The sequence below is a fragment of the Bradyrhizobium pachyrhizi genome, assembly GCF_029714545.1.
GTDB classification, from domain to species: domain Bacteria; phylum Pseudomonadota; class Alphaproteobacteria; order Rhizobiales; family Xanthobacteraceae; genus Bradyrhizobium; species Bradyrhizobium pachyrhizi.
The window spans coordinates 8,273,637-8,297,740 of record NZ_CP121667.1 but is presented as its reverse complement, the minus strand read 5'-3'; the positions used below and the strand labels follow the sequence as shown (position 1 = coordinate 8,297,740).

Annotated in this window: 26 protein-coding genes and 1 tRNA gene; 15 read left to right on the top strand and 12 right to left on the bottom strand. The window is 63.8% G+C overall.

Translation table 11 applies throughout. The features are described 5' to 3' along the window. The first annotated feature begins 50 nt into the window (after positions 1 to 50). Positions 51 to 1,598 (top strand): glycosyltransferase family protein, encoded by a 1,548-nt coding sequence (locus QA639_RS39230; protein ID WP_283088739.1) that lies wholly within the window; start codon positions 51 to 53, stop codon positions 1,596 to 1,598. A gap of 200 nt (positions 1,599 to 1,798) precedes the next feature. Here QA639_RS39230 and QA639_RS39225 read toward each other — a convergent pair whose 3' ends face one another. Beyond that, positions 1,799 to 2,272: a DUF4411 family protein gene (locus QA639_RS39225; protein ID WP_283088738.1), complete on the bottom strand. Its 474-nt coding sequence runs from the start codon at positions 2,270 to 2,272 to the stop codon at positions 1,799 to 1,801. Positions 2,273 to 2,278: 6 nt separating this feature from the next. Then, entirely contained in the window at positions 2,279 to 3,478 is a 1,200-nt protein-coding gene (locus QA639_RS39220) for an XRE family transcriptional regulator (RefSeq protein ID WP_283088737.1), read from the bottom strand. Between the two features lie 421 nt (positions 3,479 to 3,899). Here QA639_RS39220 and QA639_RS39215 point away from each other — a divergent pair. The 3 genes from QA639_RS39215 (at position 3,900) to QA639_RS39205 (ending at position 4,510) form a co-directional block, all read left to right on the top strand. After that, positions 3,900 to 3,973 (top strand) — tRNA-Gly (locus tag QA639_RS39215). Positions 3,974 to 4,043: 70 nt separating this feature from the next. Then, on the top strand, positions 4,044 to 4,295 hold the full coding sequence (locus QA639_RS39210; protein WP_428841121.1) for a DUF3551 domain-containing protein: 252 nt from the start codon (positions 4,044 to 4,046) through the stop codon (positions 4,293 to 4,295). A gap of 41 nt (positions 4,296 to 4,336) precedes the next feature. Then, positions 4,337 to 4,510 carry a hypothetical protein gene (locus tag QA639_RS39205; RefSeq protein ID WP_283088736.1) on the top strand — a complete coding sequence of 58 codons (174 nt, stop codon included), beginning with the start codon at positions 4,337 to 4,339 and terminating at the stop codon, positions 4,508 to 4,510. Positions 4,511 to 4,842: 332 nt separating this feature from the next. Here the strand turns inward: QA639_RS39205 and QA639_RS39200 are convergent, their stop codons facing one another. Beyond that, positions 4,843 to 5,862, bottom strand: coding sequence for an LLM class flavin-dependent oxidoreductase (locus tag QA639_RS39200; RefSeq protein WP_283088735.1), 1,020 nt, complete (start codon positions 5,860 to 5,862; stop codon positions 4,843 to 4,845). Between the two features lie 248 nt (positions 5,863 to 6,110). Here QA639_RS39200 and QA639_RS39195 point away from each other — a divergent pair, with 248 nt between their 5' ends. Further along, entirely contained in the window at positions 6,111 to 7,277 is a 1,167-nt protein-coding gene (locus QA639_RS39195) for an NADH:flavin oxidoreductase/NADH oxidase (RefSeq protein WP_283088734.1), read from the top strand. 36 nt (positions 7,278 to 7,313) lie between these two features. Continuing rightward, positions 7,314 to 8,249, top strand: coding sequence for a dihydrodipicolinate synthase family protein (locus QA639_RS39190; protein WP_283088733.1), 936 nt, complete (start codon positions 7,314 to 7,316; stop codon positions 8,247 to 8,249). Positions 8,250 to 8,255: 6 nt separating this feature from the next. On the opposite strand, the gene QA639_RS39185 is transcribed toward QA639_RS39190, so the two are convergent. The 7 genes from QA639_RS39185 to QA639_RS39155 all read right to left on the bottom strand — a co-directional run bounded on the left by QA639_RS39185 (position 8,256) and on the right by QA639_RS39155 (position 13,593). Then, on the bottom strand, positions 8,256 to 9,425 hold the full coding sequence (locus QA639_RS39185) for a cytochrome P450 (RefSeq protein WP_283088732.1): 1,170 nt from the start codon (positions 9,423 to 9,425) through the stop codon (positions 8,256 to 8,258). Positions 9,426 to 9,534: 109 nt separating this feature from the next. Beyond that, positions 9,535 to 10,332 carry a helix-turn-helix transcriptional regulator gene (locus QA639_RS39180; protein WP_028334570.1) on the bottom strand — a complete coding sequence of 266 codons (798 nt, stop codon included), beginning with the start codon at positions 10,330 to 10,332 and terminating at the stop codon, positions 9,535 to 9,537. Between the two features lie 163 nt (positions 10,333 to 10,495). Then, on the bottom strand, positions 10,496 to 10,858 hold the full coding sequence (locus QA639_RS39175; protein WP_028339048.1) for a nuclear transport factor 2 family protein: 363 nt from the start codon (positions 10,856 to 10,858) through the stop codon (positions 10,496 to 10,498). Between the two features lie 94 nt (positions 10,859 to 10,952). Beyond that, a complete protein-coding gene (locus QA639_RS39170) occupies positions 10,953 to 11,273 on the bottom strand; it encodes a cupredoxin domain-containing protein (protein WP_028334572.1) in 321 nt (106 codons plus the stop codon). An 11-nt stretch (positions 11,274 to 11,284) separates the two neighbouring features. Next, positions 11,285 to 11,806, bottom strand: coding sequence for a DUF4142 domain-containing protein (locus QA639_RS39165; protein ID WP_028334573.1), 522 nt, complete (start codon positions 11,804 to 11,806; stop codon positions 11,285 to 11,287). 95 nt (positions 11,807 to 11,901) lie between these two features. Beyond that, positions 11,902 to 12,591: an RNA polymerase sigma factor gene (locus tag QA639_RS39160; RefSeq protein WP_050382661.1), complete on the bottom strand. Its 690-nt coding sequence runs from the start codon at positions 12,589 to 12,591 to the stop codon at positions 11,902 to 11,904. A 93-nt stretch (positions 12,592 to 12,684) separates the two neighbouring features. Beyond that, complete coding sequence (locus QA639_RS39155) at positions 12,685 to 13,593, bottom strand: LysR family transcriptional regulator (protein WP_157342018.1); 909 nt, start codon at positions 13,591 to 13,593, stop codon at positions 12,685 to 12,687. Between the two features lie 106 nt (positions 13,594 to 13,699). Here QA639_RS39155 and QA639_RS39150 point away from each other — a divergent pair, with 106 nt between their 5' ends. Together QA639_RS39150 and QA639_RS39145 are read left to right on the top strand one after the other, a co-directional pair. Then, positions 13,700 to 14,764, top strand: coding sequence for an aromatic ring-hydroxylating dioxygenase subunit alpha (locus tag QA639_RS39150; RefSeq protein ID WP_283088731.1), 1,065 nt, complete (start codon positions 13,700 to 13,702; stop codon positions 14,762 to 14,764). A 346-nt stretch (positions 14,765 to 15,110) separates the two neighbouring features. After that, positions 15,111 to 16,106 (top strand): alpha/beta fold hydrolase, encoded by a 996-nt coding sequence (locus QA639_RS39145; protein ID WP_028334577.1) that lies wholly within the window; start codon positions 15,111 to 15,113, stop codon positions 16,104 to 16,106. 76 nt (positions 16,107 to 16,182) lie between these two features. Here the strand turns inward: QA639_RS39145 and QA639_RS39140 are convergent, their stop codons facing one another. Next, complete coding sequence (locus QA639_RS39140; protein ID WP_028334578.1) at positions 16,183 to 16,533, bottom strand: RidA family protein; 351 nt, start codon at positions 16,531 to 16,533, stop codon at positions 16,183 to 16,185. A gap of 384 nt (positions 16,534 to 16,917) precedes the next feature. On the opposite strand from QA639_RS39140, the gene QA639_RS39135 reads away from it, so the two are divergent. The 5 genes from QA639_RS39135 to QA639_RS39115 all read left to right on the top strand — a co-directional run bounded on the left by QA639_RS39135 (position 16,918) and on the right by QA639_RS39115 (position 21,245). After that, positions 16,918 to 17,859: a DUF427 domain-containing protein gene (locus QA639_RS39135; protein ID WP_244978442.1), complete on the top strand. Its 942-nt coding sequence runs from the start codon at positions 16,918 to 16,920 to the stop codon at positions 17,857 to 17,859. Between the two features lie 36 nt (positions 17,860 to 17,895). Continuing rightward, positions 17,896 to 19,659 (top strand): MOSC and FAD-binding oxidoreductase domain-containing protein, encoded by a 1,764-nt coding sequence (locus tag QA639_RS39130; protein WP_283088730.1) that lies wholly within the window; start codon positions 17,896 to 17,898, stop codon positions 19,657 to 19,659. A 46-nt stretch (positions 19,660 to 19,705) separates the two neighbouring features. Next, positions 19,706 to 20,182 (top strand): VOC family protein, encoded by a 477-nt coding sequence (locus QA639_RS39125; protein WP_157342012.1) that lies wholly within the window; start codon positions 19,706 to 19,708, stop codon positions 20,180 to 20,182. Between the two features lie 65 nt (positions 20,183 to 20,247). Next, positions 20,248 to 20,517, top strand: a complete 270-nt coding sequence (locus tag QA639_RS39120) for a winged helix-turn-helix transcriptional regulator (RefSeq protein ID WP_283088729.1) — start codon at positions 20,248 to 20,250, stop codon at positions 20,515 to 20,517. Positions 20,518 to 20,885: 368 nt separating this feature from the next. Continuing rightward, the gene (locus tag QA639_RS39115; protein WP_028334583.1) at positions 20,886 to 21,245 is read left to right on the top strand and encodes a hypothetical protein; all 360 of its coding nucleotides are present in this window, start codon (positions 20,886 to 20,888) and stop codon (positions 21,243 to 21,245) included. A gap of 93 nt (positions 21,246 to 21,338) precedes the next feature. On the opposite strand, the gene QA639_RS39110 is transcribed toward QA639_RS39115, so the two are convergent. After that, positions 21,339 to 22,997 (bottom strand): FAD-binding dehydrogenase, encoded by a 1,659-nt coding sequence (locus QA639_RS39110; protein ID WP_283088728.1) that lies wholly within the window; start codon positions 22,995 to 22,997, stop codon positions 21,339 to 21,341. A gap of 278 nt (positions 22,998 to 23,275) precedes the next feature. On the opposite strand from QA639_RS39110, the gene QA639_RS39105 reads away from it, so the two are divergent. Together QA639_RS39105 and QA639_RS39100 are read left to right on the top strand one after the other, a co-directional pair. After that, the gene (locus tag QA639_RS39105) at positions 23,276 to 23,743 is read left to right on the top strand and encodes a hypothetical protein (protein WP_028334585.1); all 468 of its coding nucleotides are present in this window, start codon (positions 23,276 to 23,278) and stop codon (positions 23,741 to 23,743) included. Between the two features lie 155 nt (positions 23,744 to 23,898). Continuing rightward, entirely contained in the window at positions 23,899 to 24,087 is a 189-nt protein-coding gene (locus tag QA639_RS39100) for a hypothetical protein (RefSeq protein WP_283088727.1), read from the top strand. The last annotated feature ends 17 nt before the right edge of the window (positions 24,088 to 24,104 follow it).

Genomic DNA, 24,104 nt, shown 5'->3' with positions numbered 1-24,104 from the left:
GGCCTCCGGTCACGCATCTTAAAGGCTTTGCCCGCTATCTGGTCGTCAGCATGCTGCTCCACGGTACGATCGGCGGAACGATGACCAGCACCGGCGCGGATGCGGCGCGCGGCAGCACAGCCGTGGCCGGGACATCGACCGGGCGTATTCATCCGCTGTTCGCATTGTTGTTGCTGGCATTGGTCCTGCGCCTTGCGGCCGCGCTCTGGCCCAACGTGATGTATCCGGACGAGATCTTTCAATATCTCGAGCCGGCGTGGCGGATGCTCGGTCATGACGGCATTTTGACGTGGGAGTGGCGCGAAGGCATTCGCGGCTGGTTCCTGCCGACATTGCTGGCCGGGCCGGTCGCGGTGGGCGGCTTGATTGCGCCGGGCGGCGAGGGCGCTTTCCTGGTGCCGCGCCTGGTCGCCGCATCTGCGTCACTGTCGATCGTGGTCAGCGCCTGGTTCTTTGGTGCACGGATCTCGCGAACCCATGCCATCGTCGCGGCGTTCGCTGCGGCAGTCTGGTTCGAGTTGATCCTGCTCGCGCCGCACACATTGGGCGAGTCGTTGTCGACGGCGCTGATCGTGCCGGCGGCGCTGCTGGTGACCAGCCGTCCGTCGCAACGGCATCTGGCGATCGGCGGCGCGTTGCTCGCTTTTGCCTTTGTCTGCCGCTTCCAGTATGCGCCGGCCATCGCCGTGCTTGCGCTCGGCGCCTGCTGGATGCGTTGGCGAAAACTGATTCCCTTGATCGCGGGCGGTCTCGCCGCGCTGATGCTCTCCGCCGCGATCGAGCTTGCGCATGGCGCCGTGCCGTTCGCCTGGCTGATCGGCAACATCAGGGAAAACCTGCTGCACGATCGCGCGACCGAGTTCGGCGTGACGCCCCCTTCGGCCTATTTCGTCAACTTCCTGATCGTGTGGTCGGCGGCGATCGTATTGCCGCTCGCCGCGATCTGGCGCGGCTCGCGCCATGCGCCGCTGTTGCTGGCCGTGGCGCTGGTCAACCTCGTCTTCCACAGCCTGATCGCGCACAAGGAATACCGCTTCGTCTTCCTGTCGGTGGCGCTGTTCATCATCGTCGCGGCACTGGGATCGGCCGATTGGGTGCAATGGCTGCGCGCAAAACCCGGATGGCGCCGCTGGGCGTTGCCGATCGTCACCGGCGTCTGGGTCTTGCTCTCGGTCACGCTCGCCGGCGCCAGCGAAGGGATGCGCGACTACTGGACGCGTGGTGTCGGCGCGGCGCGGCTCGCCGCCGAACTGCGCAGCGATCCGCAGATGTGCGGCCTTGCACTTTACAATGTTCGTTTCCAGCTGTTGCCGGGTCGCGAACGATTGGTGGGGGCGGTGCCGCTCTATGCGCTCGAGCCCGCCGATCCGCTCGCCGAGCTCATGCTGCCGCCGCTGTTGCAGGCGACCAGGCCGGCCTTCAACCGTATCCTTGCGCGGCCCGCGGCCGCCGGTGATCTGCCGGCGGATTTTTCAAGGCAAAGCTGTGCCCGCGTCGGCATCGCCGATGCCTGCATCTATGCACGAAGCGGCACCTGCAATGCTGCTGCCGCCGCGGCTTTTGTCATCAATGACGTGCTCGTGAGGATGGGCCATTAGCGGGGGCGGTGCGGCGATCGGCTTCAATGCGCGCTTGATCAGCTGGCTCCGCCCGGGCTATGGTCCGGCGATGCACTTCTAGAACTCGGAAGCCTTACGCAAAGGGTCGATCAGCCAACGGACGTGCGGTCTTGGGCCGAAAGCTTTGGTCGGGCGTTGGATGCTCGTTCCGCGTTGAAGTCGTCGGCCCCTCGTGTCGCTCAGCCCGATTTCCAGTCTTCGTCCTCGATCATGTCCGCAAGGTTCTTCCACTTGACGTTCCGAGCGTCGCAAACGTCGGGAATTCTAACCTTGCCCGGCTTCTCCTCGGTCAAGACGATCATCTGAGGCTTGCCCGTCTCGGCGAGCGCGATCACGAACGGGTCGGCAGCGGAGCGGCCCTTAACAGTGTCGACAAGCCGTGGATGGTCCCTCATGATCTTGGTGACGCTGGCTTGAACGGTCTCGTCCAGTTCAACGAACAACGTCTCCTTTCGTTCTTTGCACCAAGTGAAGAGCTCGTCGTCCTTCTTCTCAAGCTCTAGATACACTTCCATCGACGCGCGCAATCGTCCTTCGTCAATGAGCGCGTCGAAGCCCTTCCAAATGAATTCGAAATTCTGCGGCCGGTACGCTCTGCGCCACGCGTGAATGAGCGCGCTGCTATCTACGCTGTAGATCGGCTTGACCGCCATTGCGAACTACCTCATCCCCACAGCTTGCTCCAGCTTGGGAATGTGTTTGACTTTCAGATTTAGAAAGCCAGACAGCGCGCTCAGTGACAGACGGTCTTGATAATAATTTCCGAGCAACATGCGCACGAGCGGACGGCCGATGGTGCTAATCGTCTCCTGCGGCATATTCCGCTTCATTTCCGTCGCAGTTTCCTTTTGGCGCTTTTTGAGCAAGGCGTACTCGGCGTTGTATTGAGCGCGCTTCAATGAATAGAATTCGGGAGTTGTCCGCCCGAACGTAAGCAGACGACGCAATAGAGCTTCGCGGCTTGCACCGTACAATCTGGCGAGATCGGCAAGCTCGCCATCCTTCCACGCCACGGAGCGCGTACCATGCGCAACAACCGTTGGCTGGGCCAGCAAATTTTCCTTCGGGATCAGCGCGGCGGCAGCGACGTGATTGCAGAAGACTTCAACCCGCTGATCCTCGGGAGGCCTCGTCACGTCGGTTTCGAGTTCAGACACGCTGCTAATGCGCACCATCAAATGTGCGAACTCGTGCAACAGGCTGAATGTTCGACGCGTCAGCGGGTCCTTCCGATTGACTGCGATGACAGGCAGCGTACCGGACGATATCGCGAAGCCCGATGCTTCCTCCGAAGCGAACGTTGTGCTTTGGAAAACTAGAACGCCGGCCTCTTCGATGCGCGTTCGCCACGCGGTGAACGCAGCGCGGCCGTCCGCGTCCTTCCACTTGGCTTGCAGGTCGTCAGTGACGCCCAACGCGATTCGAATTTTTGCGCCGACTGTTTCGGGGTCGTCAGTGACTTTTGCCGAAAGCTCGAATTGCGTCGGCTCCTCTTCGAGATCGGAAGCCAACTCCAACGCAAGCTCGCGCCGCTCATTCGAGGCGCGGATTTCCATTTGAAGGGCTGGGCTAAAATGTCGGATGCCCGTGCCGGGCAGCCGGCGCAAATCGCGCATCACAGCGAAGCCCGAGGGCGCCTCCGCCAAGAAGAACGCCGCGAGCGGCCGTTTGAACAGCGCCGCGATTTTGCGCAGTTGAGGGATTGAAGGCGAATCGTCCGATCCGACATCTTCCCAAGCCAATAGCTGCTCTTCGGACACGTTCAAGCGTGCGGCGGCCTCGGCAACGGAGAAGCCGGCCGTCTCGCGTGCCCAAGTGATCAGGGCCGGATTATTTGATGCTTTCGTCCTCGGGGCCATGGCGTGTTCTTATGTATGCGCGCATCGACGCTATCACAAACCGTTTTAACAGACCGACAAGCTTCTGAAGGGCGGCCTCCGGATTGGGGCTGTCCCGCGCCTACGGCCTCGAAGCGGGACCCCGCGCAAAAGAGACGGCGTAAGATTTGATCAGGTACGCGCGGCCATCCCGAACCACAACCAGCAACGATCGAGGCCAAATTTGAGAGGTACGAAACGCGCCGGGGTCTATTCTTGTAGGCGGTTCGCACTGCTCGCGTAAGTGTCGATTGCACGGAGCGCCGCGCGGCGCGCGCCCGAGTGGATGTGGCACTAGATGCCTTGCCGAACGCGGGCGGCGCGGTCTATAAGTCGGTGGTCGGAACGGTGCAACACAAAGCGCAACACGAACTCCGGCAAGTTCTTGCTAAGTCATTGATTTGCGGGCGTAGTTCAATGGTAGAACGGCAGCTTCCCAAGCTGCATACGAGGGTTCGATTCCCTTCGCCCGCTCCAGCCTTCAGGCAAATGTCGCGGGACAGTTTGTCGGCACGACGATGTATTTCGCGACAGCAGGAGACGTGACGTGAGGTTGCTTGGAGCGCTGCTGCTTGCGCTGGGCGTGCTTTGGATGACGAGGCCGGCATCCGCGCAAATGTATGATCCGCGCTATCCCGTCTGCATGCATGTTTACGGCATGCTGGTCGGCGAGCGCATGGACTGCGTCTTCACGTCGCTGGAACAGTGTCAGGCCGGCGCCGTTGGGCTTCCGGCGACCTGTCTGGTGAACCCCTATTATGCGCCGAGATCGGCACGTCCTCATCGGCCTGAACGATGACCTTTCCGGCCGTATCGCGAGCGTTGATTTGAGATCAGTGCATGGCATGGTGGTACTACGCGCTCTTCGCGATCGTTCTGCTCGGATGTTGTGCATTGGTGGTTCGCGCCCGTCGCGGCGGCAATACGCGAGAAGACGAGGAGCTGAACCGGCGGATCGATGAGCGCGTCGATCGGCTCGATCTGACCCGGCGCAATCGCGACAGGGATTCCTGACCCGTGATGATCCCGGGATATTACGGCGATCTGTTCACGCAACGTGCGCGCCTAACGAACCGTACTCAACCTGTTCTTCTCACAACGCGCAGTTATGTTTCCGTAGTTCTCCGCGTTTGAGAACGAAGTTCCGCCGGAACGATGTCGCGGGTTCCGGCATTGGTCGAATAGAGCCGACCGACCTCCGGCGAGAACGGTCGGTTCAAGCCCGCGTCCGGCCGTTCCCTCTCAACAGCCCCCCTAGAAGACGGCCGGCGCGGGTCCTTGTCCCGGCCGTGCTCGATGTGACGAGGCCGCGCGCCGGTCGAGTATCGCTGACGTTGGCGATGGATTTAGCGCCAGCCCAAAGCGGGCGCGATCCGGGTCAAGATCGTCTCGATCACATGCGCGTTGTAGTCGACGCCGAGCTGGTTGGGGACGGTCAGGAGCAAGGTATCGGCCTCCGCGATCGCCTCATCCGTCTTGAGCTGCTCGATCAGCCTGTCCGGCTCGGCGGCGTAGCCGCGGCCGAAGATCGCGCGCGTCCTCTCGTCGATGAAGCCGATCTGGTCTTCCTCCTGTCCGTTGCCGAAATAGGCGCGGTCGCGATCGTCGACCAGCGCGAAGATGCTGCGGCTCACTGAGACCCGCGGCTCGCGCGTGTGCCCGGCCTCCTTCCAGGCGGCGCGATAGGCCCGGATCTGGGCGGCCTGCTGGATGTGGAACGCCTCTCCGGTCTCGTCGTTCTTCAGCGTCGAGCTCTGCAGATTCATCCCGAGCTTTGCCGCCCACACCGCGGTGGCGTTCGAGCCGGCGCCCCACCAGATGCGCTCGCGCAGGCCTTCCGAGAGTGGTTCGAGCCGAAGCAGGCCGGGAGGATTGGGAAACATCGGCCGTGGATTGGGCTGCGCAAATCCCTGGCCGCGCAGCATGTCGAGGAAGATCTCGGCATGACGCCGGCCCATGTCGGCGTCGGTCTCGCCCTCGCCCGGCTGATAGCCGAAATAGCGCCAGCCATCGATCACCTGCTCGGGCGAGCCGCGGCTGATGCCCAGTTGCAGGCGCCCCCTCGCGATCAGGTCGGCCGCGCCGGCGTCCTCGACCATGTAGAGCGGATTTTCGTAGCGCATGTCGATCACGGCGGTGCCGATTTCGATCCGGCTGGTCCTGGCGCCGACGGCCGCCAGCAGCGGGAACGGCGAGGCCAGTTGGCGCGCGAAGTGATGGACGCGAAAATACGCGCCGTCCGCGCCGAGCTCTTCGGCCGCGACCGCAAGGTCGATGGATTGCAGCAGCACATCCGCGGCTGAGCGGGCCTGCGACTGCGGCGAGGGCGTCCAGTGCCCGAACGAAAGGAATCCGATTTTCTTCATGCCGGCAATGTAGGGATGTCCGCGACGAATTGCGATCCATAGATGTGACCCAGGGATGACTGAAAGTGTTTACCGGCCGGGAAATTGTTCTGCGGCAAATGTTGCGGGTTTTGCAGATCGCGCCGGGGCGCAAGTGCTGCATGCGTGCAGGTCTTGCCGCCTGCGCCGCGGCATGACTTGCGATCTCGGGACGCGCCGCCTAGCTTTCCGCCACGATTTCTCCCGCCAACACCTTCCCGCAGGTCCCGATGTCGCAGCCGCTTCTGTTTCAGCCGATCACGCTTCGCGGCGTGACCTCCCGAAACCGCATCCTGATCTCGCCGATGTGCCAGTATTCGGCGACCGACGGGCTCGCCAATGACTGGCATCTCGTGCATCTCGGCAAGTTCGCCCAGGGCGGCGCCGGGCTCGTGATGGTCGAGGCCGCAGCGGTTGTCGCCGAGGGCCGCATCACCCATGGCGATGTCGGCATCTGGAACGACGAGCAGATCGCGCCGCTCGAGCGGATCGCCGCTTTCCTCAAGGACAATGGCGCCGTGCCCTCGATCCAGCTCGCGCATGCCGGCCGCAAGGCCAGCATGCAGCGTCCCTGGTACGGCAATGCCGCTCTCGATGAGGCCGATCGCGCTCGCGGCGATTTGCCGTGGCGGACGGTGGCGCCGAGTGCGATCCCGATGGAAGACGGCTGGCTGATGCCGCACGCGCTCGACGCGGCCGAGCTCGCCGCGCTGCGCGAGCAATGGCGGCGCGCCACCTTGCGCGCGGTCGAGGCCGGCTTCGAATTCGTCGAGGTGCATTGCGCGCATGGCTATCTGCTGCACGAATTCCTCTCGCCATTGTCGAACCGCCGCACCGATGCCTATGGTGGCGATCGCGCCGGGCGGATGCGCTATCCGCTCGAGATCATCGAGACCGTGCGCGCGGCCTGGCCGGCGGAGCGGCCGCTGTCGGTGCGGATCTCCTCGGTCGACGGTATCGACGGCGGCCTGACGCTCGAGGACCAGGTCGCGTTTGCCCGCGAAGCCAGGGCGCGCGGTGCCGATTTGATCGATTGCTCGTCGGGCGGCCTGCTCGGCTCGGCGACCGCGGCGCGGATTCCGCGCGGCTACGGCTTTCAGGTTCCCTATGCCGATGAGATCCGCCGCGCCGCCGACATTGCGACCATCGCGGTCGGCCTCATCCTGCATCCGCAGCAGGCCGAAGACGTTCTGGCCAAAGGCCATGCCGATCTGGTCGCGATCGGCCGCGAGGCGCTGTTCGATCCGAACTGGCCGCTGCATGCCGAGCTTGCGCTTGGCGGTGGAGGCGGCGAGGTGTTCGCGTCCTGGCCGAAGCAGTATGGTTGGTGGCTGGAGCGGCGCGAGCCGGGCCTGCGCCGGCTCGATGGCCCGCCGCTGCCGTTCCGCCAGAGCTGACAAGAAAATCCGACAACAACCTGGGAGGTCGTTATCATGACATCAGTCGCAGTCGCAAAGCGCCCCTATCGCGGCGTCTTCCCCGTGGCGCCGACCATCTTTGACGCCAACGGCAATCTCGACCTCGATGGCCAGCGGCGCTGCGTCGACTTCATGATTGACGCCGGCTCCCACGGCATCTGCATCCTCGCCAATTTCTCCGAACAGTTCGTGCTGACCGACGCCGAGCGCGAGACCGTGATGCATACGGTGCTCGAGCATGTCGCCGGCCGCACTCCCGTCATCGTCACCACGACGCATTTCTCCTCGGCGGTCTGCGCGGCTCGCAGCCGCGAGGCGGAAGCTGCCGGAGCTGCCATGGTCATGGTGATGCCGCCCTATCACGGCGCGACCTTTCGCGTCGGCGAGCCGGGCATCTATGAGTTTTATCGGGTGGTGTCGGATGCCATCAACGTCCCGATCATGATCCAGGACGCGCCGGTGGCGGGCACGCCGCTCTCGGTGGATTTTCTGGCGCGGATGGCAAAGGAGCTCGCCAACATCAGGTATTTCAAGATCGAGGTGCCGATGGCGGCAAACAAGCTGCGCAGTCTGATCGAGAAGGGCGGCGCCGAGATCGAGGGGCCGTGGGACGGCGAGGAGGCGATCACGCTGATGGCCGATCTCGATGCCGGCGCCACCGGCGCGATGACCGGCGGCGGCTATCCCGACGGCATCCGCCAGATCATGGATCCGTTCTTCGCCGGCCGGCGCGACGAGGCCATGCAGGCCTATGCGCGGTGGCTGCCGCTGATCAATTACGAAAATCGCCAATGCGGGCTGCAGGCCTGCAAGGTGCTGATGCGCGAGGGCGGCGTCATCAAGTCCGAGGCGGTGCGCCACCCGCTGCAACCGCTGCATCCGGCGACCCGCGCGGGGCTGATCGAGATCGCGCGGACACTCGATCCGGTCGTGCTGCGCTGGGGACGGTAACGACCCTTACGCGTCCCACGTCACCGGCAAGTCCAGGAGGCCGCGGAACGCCCAGCCGCCGATCCGCGCCGGCTGGTGCTCGATCAGACGCAGATTCTTCAGCCGGTTGAAGATCGCGGGCAGCGCGACGTCGGCGACCATGGCGCGCGAGGCCCAGGCGCCGGCGCAGAAATGCGGTCCGGCACCGAACGCGATGCTCTTGCTGGCGTCGCGGCGCACGTCGAACGCGTCGGGCCGGTCGAAATGCTTCTCGTCGCGGTTCGCCGAGCCGAACATCAGGAACACGCGCTCATTGGTCTCGAAGGCGACGTCCCTGATCGTCCAGGGCTTTGCGATCCGCCGCGGCGACATCCCGATCGGCGAGATCCAGCGCGCATATTCCTCGAACACCTGCAGCCACGGGATCGCGCCGGTCGTCGCCAGCGCGAGCTGGTCGGGATGGGTCAGCAGCGCCCATACCGTGCCGGCGATCGCATCGCGCGGCTCGTTCTGGCCGCCCGAGATCGCAAGCTTGATGTTGGCGCGCACGCTCTCCATCGGCATGTCGGTCTGCAGCATCACGCCGAGCAGGCTGAGGTCGGGCGTCTTGCGCAGGGTAGGGACCATGTCGTCGATCGCGGCATCGATCCCGGAAGTCGCCGCATGGCAGCGCGCCTCGATCGCGGGATCGCCGACATAATTGGCGATGCCGTCGATCATGCCCTGCGACCACGCATTCATGTCCTGGAAGCGCATATTGGTGAGGCCGGTGATCGACTTCAGGCATTCGGCCGAGAACGGCAGCGCGAAGGCCTGCACGAAATCGACCACGCCGTCCGGCTTCAGTTCGTCGAGGATGCGCGTCGCGTGTACTTCGAACTGCGCCGTCCAGTGCGATCTGACGGTTTTCGGCGAGATCGCCGGAAAGATCGCTTTGCGCTCGTTCATGTGCGCATCGCCGTCCTTGCGCATCATGTTGTGGCCCATCAGCTTGTTCATCAGCCCCTCGGGCTGGTGCGACGAGAACACGTCGATCTGCTTCTCCGAGATGAAGATGTCGTCGCGGCTGCACAGCAGCGTGCTGCCGAGTTGCGGCACGAAGGCGATCGGCGCCTCCTTGCGCATGCGCGCCAGCGCCGGGTAGGGATCCTGCCAGAAGGCGGGGACGTCGATGTCGAAATGGGGCGCGGTGCTCACGACGTGATCTCGGTTTGGCCTCGGGTTTTCGGGCCGAGCATAGGCCGGCAGGCGCGGCCCGTCTGTCCCCACCGCTGGGGACAGCGGGAGACCATCGCCTGGAGCGCGCTCAGTTCAGCTGACGCGCCGACGCCATCAGGCGCAGCGCGATCGCGAACAGCTCGTTCTGCGAGGAGATGCCGAGCTTGTCATAGGCGCGCTTGCGATAGGTGAGGGCGGAGTGCAGCCCGATGCCGAGCTCGGCGGCGATCGCTTCCGAGCTGAGACCGGAAAGAATGCGCAGGCAGACTTCCTGCTCACGCCCGGTCAGCCTGGCGAGCGGCTCAGCCGTTGCAAACAAGGTCTTCAACCGCTCGATCGGATCAATATCCGCTGCCGGGTCGCGCTGGAAATGCCGCGCCACGGCCGCCGTCAACGCCGGCGCGACCGCGGCCAGGCGCGCGATCTGCTCGCGGCTGAAGCGGCCTTGCGCGGTGATCTGGTAGAAGTTGACATAGAAGCAGGTGTCGCCGGTCCAGATCGCGGAAGCGAACTTGTCGACGATGTCGGAGTCGTCGAAGAAAATCTTGCGGTAGCCGTCGCTGTACATCCGGCGTGCAAAGTTCGGCAGCACGATCGGCGCGGCCTGCGCCTGCCCCTCGAATACCGCATCCCGGTTCGGGTCGGCCTGATGGAAATGTTCGGAATAGGCGATCCCGAGGTCGCGCCCGGTCGGGATGTTGCCGACATCGAGCAGGCACGCGGCGGTCCGCGGGCCGGTGAACGAGAACACCATGCAGTGACCGACACCGGCGACGCGGCGCAGCGCGCCGATCAGGGCCTGCGGAAAGCTGTCGCGGCCGATCGCCAGCAGCGCCGGCGTGATGTCGCTGACGACAGAAGTCTTGAAGGCGTAATCTGCCTTCATGGCGTCCTCCCTGTGTTTCGGGAAGACTAGAGCCTTTTCCGTTCCGATGGAATCGGAACGGGGCTCTCGATTCTTTGTTTTGACGCGTTTTCTTGACGCGAACCGGTATCCGCTTCGCTCGAAAACGCTCTGGCAGCGACATCGCCGGGGCGGAAGCGGCGCCTCAGGCGCCCGGCACCTGGTCGAGGAAGCCGGTGATGCTCCTGATCCGGCCGTCCTTCAGCATGGCGAAGTCGGTGCCCTTGATCGGGCTGTCGACGCCGTCGGGTCCGAGGCCCCAGGAGAACCGGACATGGTCGCCGAAGCCGTTCGGCTCCCCGATCAGCTTGAAGCGGAAGTCCGGAAACTTCTGCTGCACGCCGGCGATCAACGCGTCGACGCCCTCATGGCCGTCGCCGCTCATCAGCGGATCGATATAGCGCGCATCGGCGGTCCAGTTCTCGCTCAGCATCTCGCGGCGCCGGCTCGGCGTCCGCTCGTTCCAGAGATCGATATAGCGGCGGGCGATGGTGGCATGGTCGGTCATGGTGCTCTCCTTCGATAGTGCCGGGCTGTGCGGCGGTCCGGACTATCGAAGGTTCGCGTGCGCCGATCGATTACCTCCGAGGTCATCGCGCGGGCTATGGTGCGATGGTCAGCACCGCCTTCATGTTGGGATGGTAGCGGCAGTAATAGTCGACCGTGCCGGCCTTGGTCAGGACCGACTTGATCGTCTTCTTCGGCGCGATCGTCACGTCGAAGTCGCCGTTCTTCGCGGTGGCGGTGTGAGCCAGCACGTCCTTGTTGACCCATTCGATGGTGTCGCCGACCTTGGCCGACACCTCGGCCGGCGAGATCACCATATTCTCCATCACGATCCGGATGGTGGCCGCATGCGCCGGGACGGCCATCGCGCCGAGCGCGAGCAAAGCCAGCGTTGCGAGACAGCGTCCTGGCAACATCGCGCGCCTCCTCACTTCAGGCCGGCGGCGACGTGTTCGGCATGCTGCTGGTGGCCCTGGAAGATCTTCAGGCCGGTCTGCAGCAGGCTCTTCAGCTCGGGATTGCTGGCCGAGGGGATCAGCTGCGTCTCCAGCGCGGTGTTGACTGCCTTGTGGTAGGCGATCTCGTTGTCGATATAGGCCTTGTCATAGGCGGCGCCCTTCAGCTTGCCGAGTTCGGCGAGCTTGTCGGCCGCCTGCTTCGACAGCGCCTTGCTGGTGTCGTTGTCCTCCGGCGTCACCTTCAATTTCTTGACGAGGTCGAGCGCCTGCTTGTTCACCGCCTCGTGATCGCGCGCCATGTCCTTGGCGAACGCCTTGATCTCCTTGTTGGAGGCCTTCTCTTCCGCCTGCTTGGCGGCATTGATGTCGATCACACCGGCCGTATAGGCGATGTGCGCGATCTGCGGATCGGTCGGCTTTGCGCCCTGCGCCAGCGCAGCGCAGTTGAGAAGGCTGAGCGCGGCGACCGCGATACCCAATCGAACGAACATGGCTTGAAACTCCTGTTGAGCCGGGCGTAGCGCGCGGCGCGTCGTTGCTTGCACAGGAGTTGGATGGTGCGGGCGAGCAGAGGTTCCCGAAAAATTCAGGCCGTGGCGCGGAGCCGTTTCAGAACCGCCTCGGTCAATCGCTCGCAGCGCTTGCCCGCGAAGGGGAAGGCCTCCATGACGACGGGGCCGATCTTCCGCTCGACATTGTCGCGCAGCATGGTCCGGGCGCGATGCAGGCGGGTCTTCACGGTTTCCGGCTTGAGGCCGAGGATCTCAGCGGTCTCCTCGACATTCATGCCCTCGATCACGCGGGTGATGAAGACGAGGCGGAACGCCTCCGGCAGCTCGTCGATCGCGTGCTCGACGACGTGCTGGATCTCACGCTGGGCCATGGATTTTTCCGGATCGTCCGTTGACGACAGGGGGAACTGGATGATCTGGGCTTCAGGAGCGCCTTTCGGCAGATCGGACCATTCGACGCTGCTGTGCCTGCGGCGCAGGCGGCCGAGCGCCTCGTTCATTGCGATCCGCGACAGCCAGGTCGAGAGGCTGGAGTCGCCGCGGAACTGGTCGAGATGAGTAAAGGCGCGCACATAGGCGTCCTGAACCACGTCCTCGGCCTCGTGGTCGTTGCGCAGGATGCCGCGCGCCAGCCGGAACAGCCGGCGATTATTGGCCTGCATGATGGCGCGGATTGCGGCCTCGTCGCGGGCGCGCGCGCGTTGCACCAGCTCGGCATCGTCCGAGCGGATCGGCGGCAGGGACGTTACATGGGCCTGGCGCATGGCGGGATCGCCCTCACTGTTGGCGGAATAATACCATTGGATGCCGACCGGCCGTACAGGTTCCCGGGAAAATGGTGATCGGCCAAAAAGACCCTACGGCCTGATATAGGCCTCCGGATCGCCGCGTGCATGCGCCTCCATCGCGTCGAGGAAGCAGCGCACCTTCGCCGGGACAAATTGACGCGCCGGCAACAGCGCGTGGACGTTGAGCGGCTCGCAGGCATGGTCCGGCAGCAGTCGCCGCAACTCGCCGGCCGCGACGGCGGTGCGGGTGTAGCTCGCGGTGACCCGCAGCACGCCATGACCGGCGAGCGCGGCCTGCAGGCGGACATGGGCATTCGAGCTTGTCAGGCGCGCGCGATCGACGGCGAGATGCTCGATCGCGCCGCCGGGAGCGGTGATCGCCCAGGGCGGATCGCTGGGGCCGGTCAGCAGCGGCAGCTTTCTCAGATCATCCAGCGTGCGCGGTTCGCCAAATTTCTCCAGCAGTGCCGCTCCCGCGAACAGACCGCGCTCGAGGGTGAAGACGCGGCGGATCACGATGCCGGCCGACGGCAGCGGCGCCTCCAGCATCGCGAACACGATGTCGTAGTTCTCGGCGATCGGGTTGACGATGTCATGCTCGACGTCGATCCGGATCGAAAGCTCCGGATAGCGGCCCATCACCGCGCAGGCGACCGGCCCCGCATGATGCGCGCCGAATTCGTACGGCGCCTTGATGCGCAGCGTGCCCGCCACCGCGCTCGACATCGCCAGCGCCTCGCTGTGGGTGTCGTGCAGCGCGGTGAACAGCGGGCGCACCTTGCGATAGATGGTTTCGCCGGAATCGGTCAGCCGCAGGTGCCGGGTGGTGCGCTCGATCAGGCGCAGCCCGAGATTGGCTTCGAGACGCTGCACCGCAGCACTGAGGCTCGATTTGGGATGGCCAAGCACGCGCGCGGCGGCGGTGAAGCCGCCATGTTCGACAACCTCGCAAAACAGCTCCCAATCGCGCCACTCCATGGCCGATTGTCCATCCACCGGTACAGTGTGTCCAGCCAAATCGGATTATCCCGGTGAACGCAATCACCTAACCTCGTCGCAACCAAATTTGCATCGGGAGGGTGAGATGGCTGACGACGGAATTTTCCTGCGCAACACCTGGTACGTGGCGGCGTGGAATCACGAACTGATCGACGGCAAGATGGTCGCGCGCACCATCCTGGAACGGCCGATCGTGCTCTATCGCGGGTCGAGCGGGAAAGTCGTCGCGCTGGACGACCGCTGCTGCCATCGCGCCGCGCCGCTTTCGATGGGACGCATCGAGGGCGACGACATCAGGTGCATGTATCACGGCATGAAGTTCGCGGCCGACGGCAAATGCATCCAGATCCCCGGGCAGGACACCATCCCCGCCAAGCTCGGCGTGCGCAGCTATCCGGTGGTCGAGCGCTACAACATGATCTTCATCTGGACCGGCGATCCGGAGAAGGCCGATCCGAAACTGATCCTCGACTATCCGCCGCTCGAGGATCCCAGGTGGCGCGGCCTGCCGGGTTACATGCACTACAAGGCCAACTGGCTCCTGATCGTCGATAATCTCAGCGACTTTGCGCATCTTGCCTTCGTGCATACCAACACGCTCGGCGGATCCGAGGAATATGCCTACAAGACCAAGCCGGTCGCGATCGAGAAGCTGGACGACGGTTTCCGTGTCGAGCGCTGGCACATGGGCGCCGAGCCGCCGCCCTACCACAAGAAGGTGATCGCGAACAAAACCGACAAGATCGACCGCCGCAATATCGGCCGCATGATCGTGCCCGGCATCTTCACGCTCGACACCACGTTCGCGCCGGCGGGGCAGGGCGTCGAGAAGGGCGTCCAGGTTCCGGGCACGCGGTCATATCGCAACGCGCAGTTCATGACGCCGGAGACGCGCTCGACCACGCACTTCTTCTGGAATTACCTGCACGATTTCGACATCGATAATCTGAACATCGCACTGTCGCTGCGGCATAGCCTCGAGGAAGGGTTCAACGAGGACAAGGACATCATCGAGGCGCAGCAGCGCGTGTTCGACGCCGATCCGGACTATCAGCTGCTCGCGATCGGCGCCGATGCCCCGCTGACCTATTTCCGCTGGCTGTTCGCACGCAAGCTCGAGGCGGAGAAAGGCACGGCGCGCGCCGCCTAGTCCGCTGAAACGACGGCTTTGCTTGGCAGCAAGCCGCGCCGGGGTCGCGAGATCGTGACATCCCGGCGTGGCTGCCGTTGCAGCCGGTTTGGCGTAAACTGATCCGACCTGAATTTGTCGGTTCTTGATCAGCGTGAAGGTGGTCCGCGTTGGCCAGACTATCCCGGTAGCGATCAATCGGTGAATGAGCTTGCCCGAAAAGACGAATCGATCGGATCGAAGTGCGAGCACCAACTGGGCGCAGGACGCCTGGCTATGGCCGTTTGAAGCCGCGCGATTGGCGCTGGACATCTACTCGCAGTGGTACCCCAATCGTGCGCCCGAGCCCACAGATTCGTCGGGCGAAATGGCGGCGCTGCCCTGGACGACAGCCCATTCGGTCGCGCTTCAGCTGCCGTCGATGTGCCTGCTGGATTTCTCAAGAGCGGCCGAAGGCCGGCCGCTGCTGGTCTGCGCGCCCTATGCGCTGCATCGCGCGCAGATTGCGGATCTTGCCCCCGGCCACAGCCTGATGGAGGCGCTGCAGAAGGCTGACGTTGCGCGTCTCTATCTCACGGATTGGCGCTCGGCGGCACCGGAGATGCGATATTTCTCGATCGACACCTTTCTGTCCGATCTCAACGTGGCCGTCGACACGATCGGGCCGCCGGTCGACCTTGCAGGTCTCTGTCAGGGCGGCTGGCTGTCGTTGCTCTACGCGGCGCGCTTTCCCGGCAAGGTACGGCGGCTTGTGCTTGCCGGCAGCCCGGTCGACGTCTCGGTACCGTCGGAGCTTTCCCGGATGGTCGCCTCGCTTCCACCGCAAGGCTTCGAGGCGCTGGTCCGTCAGGGGGATGGGATCATCAGCGGCAAGCATATGCTGCAGGCCTGGAGCATCCCGTTCACCATGCGTGACGCGGAAGCGGCGCTGCAGAGGCGGCTCGACCGCAAGTCGGAGGATGCGCGGGCGTTGCTCGATCGCTTCACGCGCTGGAATAGCGAGACGCTCGATCTGCCGGGCACCTACTACCTCGAAGTGACCGACTGGATCTTTCGCCAGAACCGGATCGCGGCTGGAGACTTCCTCGCGCTTGGCTGCAAGATCGATCTCGCTGCCGTGAAGCAGCCCGTCTTCGTGCTCGCCGCAGAGAACGACATCGTTGTTCCGCCCGACCAGGCATTTGCGACAGCGCGGCTCTTGGCCACGCCGCCCGCGTGGCTGCAATGCCATACCGAGCCGTGTGGTCACCTCGGACTGTTCATGGGCTGCAAGGCTCTCGCCGGTTCATGGCGCCGGATTGCCCGCTGGCTTCAGTCCGATCTCGGCGAGGCTGCCGGCGAGCGCGCGCGGATCAGCGCGTGAGTGCAAGATGAAAATGCCCCGAATTGCGCTTTGCAATCCGGGGGCATCCGGTATCTTTGGATGACGTGCGTCGCGTCTATTTCGCCGCGACAACCATGATCTCGACATTGTACTGCGGCGCCGCCAGCTTGGCCTCGACGGTGGCGCGGGCCGGGGTGTTGCCCTGCGAGACCCAGCCGTCCCACACCGCGTTCATCTCCGGGAACGTCTTCATGTCGGTGATGTAGATCGTCGCGCTGAGCAGCTTCGACTTGTCGGTGCCGGCCTTGGCGAGGTGGCCGTCGATGATCGACAGGATGTCCTTGGTCTGGTCGGTGACGCTGCCGCCCGCGGCCTTGCCGGCGACGACGCCGGCGAGATAGACGGTGTTGCCGTGCACGACGGCCTGGCTCATGCGCGGGCCGGTTTCGAAACGCTGAATGCTCATTTGGGTCTCCACTGAATGGCGGGCATGTCTATAGCGTTTTCAAGCGACGTGGCTACCGGTTCGCGTGGAGAAAACGCGTCAAAACAAGAGATCGACAGGTTTGGTTCTGATTTGATCAGAATCAAACCTCTAGCGCGTCAGGGCGACCACCGCCACTGCGCATTTTGCAGCGCGCACCTCATGGAAATCGCGGCCTAAAGCGTGATGAGATTAGGTTCAACTGGAACGGCGCCGAAGGTTTACCTCTCTCCGGCGGGGGAGAGGGAAACCGAAATCGCGTCAAGCAGATCTAACCAAGACACATCCTGCTTTAGGGAGTGGACTCCATTAGCGCGTAACTAAATTCGGATCGATGCGAGTTTGACGAACGCCGGTCGAGGAACCTTGCCGCCGGATCTGCGTTCGGAGATTGCTGGCGGGCTCGAACATCGAATCCATGGGGAGACCATGGGGCTGTCCTGGCAACAAGGTCCACTCTCAACGGGAGCAATCGGCCGGTTCCTCGTGCCCGAACCGCTGCCCAAGAGATTGTTGTACGTTGAGCGGTTGCGCCGGCGCATGCGCGTTCGCTTCGGGGGGATCTGGATCGCCGATAGCGAGAATGTCCTCCTGTTCTTCGAACCGGGCCGCTATCCGGTCGCCTATTTTCCGGAGACCGACATTTCCCCACGCGTCCTTGAACGCACCGAGCATACCACCCAACACGCCGATCTCGGGCTCACGTCCTGGTACAGTGTCCGGGCCGACGAGCAGCACGTCGCACCGCGAGGGGCATGGCAGCACACCAGCCTTCCTCCCCATGCGAGCGAACTGCAGGCACGCGTTGCGTTCGCTTGGCGGGCTATGGACGCTTTCTACGAGGAAGACGAGCGAATCGTGGGCCATGCCGCTGACCCCTACCACCGCATCGATATCCGCCGCGCCTCCCGTAACCTCGTGGTCCGCCATGGTGACCGGATCATTGCCGATACCAAGCGGCCGCTCGTCCTCTACGAGTCCGGCTTCGCGCCGCGCTGGTACGTTCCACGCGCCGACATCGATGAGTCCGCCCTCACTCCCGTGAAACTCCAGACCTTCTGCCCATACAAGGGGCTCTGCAGCTACTACTCCATCGATGAGGCACGTCTGGCGGCATGGGGGTATCCTGACCCCTATCCCGAGGTTCGCGGCATCTTCAACCTGGTGTCGTTCGAACCGGATATCGTCTCGGTCCATCTCGATGGCACCCAACTCCATCTCGAGCCGGGCCAGACGGTGGTTGCGCATGGCCCAGATCGCAACATCGATGTCTCCGAGGTGGTCCATGAGCCAGGTGGCGGCGGCTAGGAAGCACCTTCGGTCTCTATCAAAGTGGAGTGGGGCATGGCGCGACTGCTGTCGGTGAACGTCGGACTTCCGCGTGATATCGAATGGAAGGGCCGCACTGTACACACCGGGATCTGGAAAAATCCCGTACGCAGCCGTTGTCGGGTCGGCCGATTGAATCTGGATGGAGACGGTCAAGGCGACCTGAGCGGCCACGGGGGTGAGCAGCGAGCCGTCTTCGTCTACCAGATCGAATCGTATCGCTACTGGCAGGAACAGCTGAAGAGGAACGACTTCGTTCATGGACAGTTCGGCGAGAACTTCACGATTGAGGGATTACCCGACGATGCCGTTGGCATCGGCGACCGTTATCAGATCGGCGGCGCAGTGTTCGAGGTTACTCAGCCCCGCGTGACCTGCTATCGGGTCGGCATTCGGATGAACGAGCCGCGGATGCCGGCATTGCTGACATCCAGCGGCCGTCCGGGGTTCTACTTCCGCGTCCTGCAGGAAGGCGAAGTAGGCGCCGGCGACGAAATCATGAAGGTGGGAGAAGCGAATGAGCGAATGACGGTCGAAGAGATCAACGCGCTTCTCTATTCACCCAATCATCCACGCGATCGATTGGAGCGCGCCTTGCGGATCGAGACGCTTTCGCCCGGATGGCGCGTGTCGTTTGAGGCGTTACTGCAGAATCAGACGACTGGCGCGGGAAGCGGCAACGCAGGGCTCGCGCCGGCAGCGGCTGCGCATCCGGCTGCACCAGGATTTCAACCGCTCACGGTGGCAGCGATAGATCAGGAGTCCGCGGACGTCCTCTCCCTGTCGATGCGGCATCCGGACGGTCAGCCGCTGCGACAGGCTCTGCCCGGTCAGTACGTGGTCTTACGTCTTCGACGGATCGGCGGCGGGCCGCCACTCTTTCGCAGCTACTCGCTCTCGGGTCCCCTCTCGACGGAGCGCTACCGGATCAGCGTGAAAGTCGAGCCGGATGGGGCAGCCGGAACCTACCTGCGGGAGCATGTCCGCATGGGCGATGTTCTCGACGTCAGCTCGCCGCGGGGAAGCTTCATCCTGCAATCCGGGGAGCGGCCGGTAGTGTTGCTCAGCGCGGGAATCGGGGCGACGCCTGTGCTGGCAATGCTTTACGCGCTGGCGGCGGCCCGCTCGACACGGCAAATCTTGTGGGTGCACGCGGCTCGCGACCGGCCGCACCATCCATTTGCCGCCGAAGTCCGCCGCCTTATGCCCTCGCTCGCCTATGGCCGCAGCTATGTTTGCTACAGCAGGCCAGGCTCGCGCGACAAGATGGGCGAGGATTTCGACGCGACCGGTCACCTGTCGCGATCGGTCTTCGACAAGGTCGGCGTCCCGCGAGAGGCGGATGTCTACCTCTGCGGGCCGACTCGCTTCATGGCAGACATGAAACAGGCGCTCGCAGCCTTGGACGTGGCGCCGGAGCGGATGCATGTCGAAATCTTCAACGGCAGCGAGTCGATGACTCCGGGTGTCGTCGGCGCAGCGACGCGAACTCCACATCTGCCCAGCGACGACGCCAACACCGGTCCGCTGGTATCGTTCGCGCGAAGTGGCATCGCCGCACACTGGAAGGCGTCCGCCTACCAGAGCATTTTGGAGCTCGCCGAGGCGTGCGACGTCCCGGTCCGTTGGTCGTGCCGGACCGGTGTTTGTCACAACTGTGAGAGCGGTTTGGTTTCGGGCGAGGTCGCCTATGGACCCCAGCCACTCGAGAAGCCCGCTGACGGCAACCTTCTCGTTTGCTGCTCACAACCGATTCGTGACGTCGTGATCGATTTGTGAGCCCTGCGGGCGACGCAAATCAGACCGAAGAGGAGGCGTGGGCGTGATGAACACAACCAGCGCAACGGGCATAAAGCTCTCAGTCGAGGTGATCACGTTGCCGGTGAGCGATGTCCAGCGAGCGTTGCGGTTCTACGTCGACCAGGTCGGCTTCACGCTCGACGTCGACTATTCGCCGAAAGACGCATTTCGCGTCGTGCAGCTCACTCCACCGGGCTCCAGTTGCTCGATACAGATCGGTCGCGGGCTCACCGACGCGCCCGCCGGATCACTTCGCAACGTCTATCTCGTCGTCACCGATGTTGAGGTTGCGCGGAGCCGCCTGCTCGAACGTGGGGTCGAGGTCGGTGAAATCCGGCACAAGGTACCCGTTGATGCCTGGGATGGAGGTTTCGCACCCGGGCTCGACCCTGCTCGCAGGGACTACGCCAGCTTCGCCGACTTCTCGGATCCGGACGGCAACAGTTGGGTGTTACAGGAACGGGGGGTACCGCAACGTATGACGCGCTTGTGGGAGCATTGACTAGAGAACGAAAGGAGTTCCCATGCGCACAGTCAATCGATCAGCTCAGCGGCAAATGGAAGACCGTGATCCTGAGCCGGCTCACGGTCAGGCCGATGCGCTATGACGAGTTGCGCCACGACATCCCGCAGCTCAGCGACAAGGTGTTGACCAAGCGCCTGCGCCATCTCTGCAACTCAGGCTTCGTCAGGCAGGAGCGCGGCGGCGGCTCCTCGCGCTATTGCCTGACCAAGCGCGGCGAGATGCTGAAGCCGATGCTGCAGGCACTCTACGATTGGGGCGAGGCCAATGCCGATACGTTCGGCGTCCGCTTCCTCAGCGCGGAGGCAGACTAGAGCAGGATGAGATCGAGCTGCGGCCGCGAATCAAGGCGCGTTCGCTCTCCCGCCCGCGACGTGAAAGCGTTCAATTGCAGAAGTCCGCATATGCCCTATGCGACAGCCCTTGCGCGAGGGACATTTGCGCAATTTCGGAATATTAGAAGAATACGTCTGAGTTGCCCGACGTGTCAAGTTGCTTGGTCGAGCGCGGGCCACTGCCGGCTACTTTGCATGGGGTTGTTTTCGATATTTTGGCGACGCCCCCGGCGACGGTCCCGTAAGTTCATGCTGCACCGGTCGAGAGAGCCGGTTTCCGGCCGGAACCTTAAGCAAGGAGAGCGCGTTCTCGCGGGATGTTGGGGGCAATCAACAAAGGAATGCTCATGCACATCCGCATCTCTACGGCATCCGTCATCGTTGCGGCGCTCTCGCTTGGAACACCTGCCTGGGCGCAGGTGCAGGGAACGCAACCGAAGGCGCTGCCGCAGGCTCAATCTGACCAGCCCAATGCCATCCGGAGCATACAGGTCGTGGACGTCAAGGATCTCAAGCCTGAGGTCCGGTCAAGGGTCGAGGCTGTCGTCGCAAAGGCAAGCGAAGACGACCTGCGGAACCTTCGCGGTTCCATCGACGCATCTGAAGAAGCGGTATCCGCGCTGAAGGCGAAGGGCCTCAGCTCGGCGCAAGTTGTCGCGGTCAATCTCACCAACGGCATCCTGACGCTCTTCACCAGGACGGCCTGATCGCAACACGGCCTGGGGAAACTTCCGCTCAGCAAGAAAAGCCCGCCGGTTCACGCCGGCGGGCTTTTCGACTGCACCTCAGAGTAGCACGCCTCAGTTCACCGCCTTCGCCGCCGCGCGTCCTGCATTGCGCCCCGAGAACAGGCAGCCGCCGAGGAACGTGCCTTCCAGCGAGCGATAGCCGTGCACGCCGCCGCCGCCGAAGCCGGCGGCTTCGCCGGCCGCGTAGAGCCCGCGAATGATCTGGTGATCCCTGCCGAATACGCGCGAATCGAGATCGGTCTCGAACCCGCCGAGCGTCTTGCGGGTGAGGATGTTGAGCTTCACCGCGATCAGCGGGCCGTGCTCGGGATCGAGGATGCGGTGCGGCTTCGCGGTGCGGATCAATTTGTCGCCGATATAGCGCCGCGCGTTGTGCAGGTTCATCACCTGCGCATCCTTGACGTAGGGGTTGGTGATCTCGCGGTCGCGCGCCTCGATCTGGGTCTTGATGGCGTCGAGCTGCAACAGGTCGTTGCCTGCGAGCTTGTTCATGGCGCCGACGAGCTCGGCGAGATTGTCGCGCACGATGAAATCGGCGCCGTGCTGCTTGAACGCTTCCACCGGCGCCGGCGCGCCCTTGTTGGTGGCGCGCTTGATCGTCATGCGCCAGCTCTTGCCGGTGAGGTCGGGGTTCTGCTCCGAGCCCGACAGCGCGAACTCCTTCTTGATGATGCTCTGGGTCAGGATGAACCACGAATAATCGTAGCCGGTGCCCATGATGTAGTGCAGTTGCCCGAGCGTGTCGGAGCCCGGGAACAGCGGCGCCGGCAGCCGCTTGCCCGTCGCGTCGAACCACAGCGACGACGGTCCCGGCAGGATCCGGATGCCGTGACGCGGCCAGATCGGGTTCCAGTTCCGGATGCCCTCGACATAGTGCCACATGCGGTCGCGGTTGATCAGCCGGCCGCCCGCCGCCTCGGTGATGCCGATCATGCGGCCGTCGACATGTTCGGGCACGCCGGAGATCATGAATTTGGGCGGCTCGCCGAGCCGCTTCGGCCAGTTCTGCCGCACCAGATCATGATTGCCGCCGATGCCGCCGGACGCGACGATCACGGCTGGTGCGCGGCAGGAAAAATCGCCGACGACGTTGCGCGAGGAACTCTTGCCGCGCTCGACCGAGCTCGGTTCCAGGATCACGCCGCTGACGCCGTCGACCACACCGTTGGTGACGCTGAGCGCATCGACGCGGTGGCGGAACTTGAAGATCAGCCGTCCGCTTTTCGCGGCTTCGCGCGCGCGGCGTTCGAACGGCTCGACGATGCCGGGGCCGGTGCCCCAGGTGACATGGAAGCGCGGCACCGAATTGCCATGGCCCATCGCGTCGTAGCCGCCGCGCTCGGCCCAGCCGACCACCGGGAAGATGCGATGGCCCATCGCGCGCAGCCAGTCGCGCTTCTCGCCCGCCGCGAATGCGACATAGGCTTCGGCCCATTTGCGCGGCCAGTAATCCTCCTCGCGATCGAAACCGGCGGTGCCCATCCAGTCCTGCAGCGCGAGGTCCGCGGAATCCTTGATGCCGAGCCGGCGCTGCTCCGGCGAATCCACCAGGAACAGGCCGCCAAACGACCAGAAGGCCTGGCCGCCGATACTTTGTTCCCCTTCCTGGTCGAGCACGATGACGCGCTTGCCTGCGCCGGCAATCTCGGTTGCGGCGACGAGACCGGCAAGCCCCGCGCCAATCACGATCACATCTGCATCGTCAGCCATGTTTAGGTCCCCCGTCCCGCTGGGATTCAAGACCGCCTCACTGCGTGCGGTCAACGCCAAATGGACCTTGCCTGTGGCGGCGGAGCACCAAGCACGTGCGCCGCGCTGTTCCAGTTTGGGACCTTTCCCCATTCTCACTGCAGCGTGCGCGCAACACCCAATTTGAATTTGTTTTGACCGGCTTCACTCGTCTGGACAAAAATCCGCGCGCACAACACGCTCACGATTGTCTTGCATCACAGACCAAACAGATTCGGTTTCGACTGGGGCTGGCCAAAATGAAGTTGATGACGGGGTTGCTCGCTGCGGTTCTCCTGCTGGCGGGAATGGGGGTGTCTCAAGCTGTAGTCAGGATCGCCGACGATCGCGGCGGCAAGATCGGCGTCTATGTCGACAGGTATCAGGACCTGCGGACTTCGGGCGAGACGGTCATCATCGACGGGCTGTGTGCCTCGGCCTGCACCATCGTGCTCGGCAAGGTTCCTCACGACCGGATTTGTGTGACCTCGCACGCCAGCCTCGGCTTCCATGCAGCCTGGGATTACGGCGACAACGGCCGCCCGGTCCCCAATCCCGAAGCCACCCATATGCTGTACCTGATGTATCCGCCGGCGGTACGCAGATGGATTTCGGAGCGTGGTGGCCTGACCCGGCGCATGATCTTCCTGCGCGGTAAGCAACTGCAGGCGCTGTACAAGCCGTGCTACCTCAACGCCCAGGCCTCGGCGCCGAAGCCCGCGCACTAGGCTCCGGCTGCTTCTCTGTTTGACGTTCGTCGGCCATTGGCCTGGGCTTACGTCGGGTTATGGACGAGCAGGCGCCGGAATAGCTCGCCATCATTTGACGGCCTGCGGCCGCCATTGCGCTTGCTGCCTGCCGGAACCGGGCTTATCTCAGGCTCATGATTCAGCCGATCTCCACCCGATCCGAGCTCGTAACGGCTCCACAGACCCGGGTAGCATCTGCGATCCTGTGGGGCGCGGCCGGTATCGGCGGATTGGCCCTGCTTGCCGCCGCCGCGCTCTGGTTCCACTACGGGACCGCGGTGTTTTTCGAAATGATCACGGCCGGCATCTCCGCCTGCTTCTGACAAGGACGCTCTCGCAT

What these genes read in the sequence shown, in the direction of transcription:
- QA639_RS39230 (WP_283088739.1), top strand. Translation starts at nt 51, where the DNA reads ATGCTGCTCCACGGTACGATCGGCGGAACGATGACCAGCACCGGCGCG.
- QA639_RS39225 (WP_283088738.1), bottom strand. Translation starts at nt 2,272, where the DNA reads ATGGCGGTCAAGCCGATCTACAGCGTAGATAGCAGCGCGCTCATTCAC.
- QA639_RS39220 (WP_283088737.1), bottom strand. Translation starts at nt 3,478, where the DNA reads ATGGCCCCGAGGACGAAAGCATCAAATAATCCGGCCCTGATCACTTGG.
- QA639_RS39205 (WP_283088736.1), top strand. Translation starts at nt 4,337, where the DNA reads ATGGCATGGTGGTACTACGCGCTCTTCGCGATCGTTCTGCTCGGATGT.
- QA639_RS39200 (WP_283088735.1), bottom strand. Translation starts at nt 5,862, where the DNA reads ATGAAGAAAATCGGATTCCTTTCGTTCGGGCACTGGACGCCCTCGCCG.
- QA639_RS39195 (WP_283088734.1), top strand. Translation starts at nt 6,111, where the DNA reads ATGTCGCAGCCGCTTCTGTTTCAGCCGATCACGCTTCGCGGCGTGACC.
- QA639_RS39190 (WP_283088733.1), top strand. Translation starts at nt 7,314, where the DNA reads ATGACATCAGTCGCAGTCGCAAAGCGCCCCTATCGCGGCGTCTTCCCC.
- QA639_RS39180 (WP_028334570.1), bottom strand. Translation starts at nt 10,332, where the DNA reads ATGAAGGCAGATTACGCCTTCAAGACTTCTGTCGTCAGCGACATCACG.
- QA639_RS39175 (WP_028339048.1), bottom strand. Translation starts at nt 10,858, where the DNA reads ATGACCGACCATGCCACCATCGCCCGCCGCTATATCGATCTCTGGAAC.
- QA639_RS39170 (WP_028334572.1), bottom strand. Translation starts at nt 11,273, where the DNA reads ATGTTGCCAGGACGCTGTCTCGCAACGCTGGCTTTGCTCGCGCTCGGC.
- QA639_RS39165 (WP_028334573.1), bottom strand. Translation starts at nt 11,806, where the DNA reads ATGTTCGTTCGATTGGGTATCGCGGTCGCCGCGCTCAGCCTTCTCAAC.
- QA639_RS39160 (WP_050382661.1), bottom strand. Translation starts at nt 12,591, where the DNA reads ATGCGCCAGGCCCATGTAACGTCCCTGCCGCCGATCCGCTCGGACGAT.
- QA639_RS39155 (WP_157342018.1), bottom strand. Translation starts at nt 13,593, where the DNA reads ATGGAGTGGCGCGATTGGGAGCTGTTTTGCGAGGTTGTCGAACATGGC.
- QA639_RS39150 (WP_283088731.1), top strand. Translation starts at nt 13,700, where the DNA reads ATGGCTGACGACGGAATTTTCCTGCGCAACACCTGGTACGTGGCGGCG.
- QA639_RS39145 (WP_028334577.1), top strand. Translation starts at nt 15,111, where the DNA reads ATGGCGGCGCTGCCCTGGACGACAGCCCATTCGGTCGCGCTTCAGCTG.
- QA639_RS39140 (WP_028334578.1), bottom strand. Translation starts at nt 16,533, where the DNA reads ATGAGCATTCAGCGTTTCGAAACCGGCCCGCGCATGAGCCAGGCCGTC.
- QA639_RS39130 (WP_283088730.1), top strand. Translation starts at nt 17,896, where the DNA reads ATGGCGCGACTGCTGTCGGTGAACGTCGGACTTCCGCGTGATATCGAA.
- QA639_RS39125 (WP_157342012.1), top strand. Translation starts at nt 19,706, where the DNA reads ATGAACACAACCAGCGCAACGGGCATAAAGCTCTCAGTCGAGGTGATC.
- QA639_RS39115 (WP_028334583.1), top strand. Translation starts at nt 20,886, where the DNA reads ATGCACATCCGCATCTCTACGGCATCCGTCATCGTTGCGGCGCTCTCG.
- QA639_RS39110 (WP_283088728.1), bottom strand. Translation starts at nt 22,997, where the DNA reads ATGGCTGACGATGCAGATGTGATCGTGATTGGCGCGGGGCTTGCCGGT.
- QA639_RS39105 (WP_028334585.1), top strand. Translation starts at nt 23,276, where the DNA reads ATGAAGTTGATGACGGGGTTGCTCGCTGCGGTTCTCCTGCTGGCGGGA.
- QA639_RS39100 (WP_283088727.1), top strand. Translation starts at nt 23,899, where the DNA reads ATGATTCAGCCGATCTCCACCCGATCCGAGCTCGTAACGGCTCCACAG.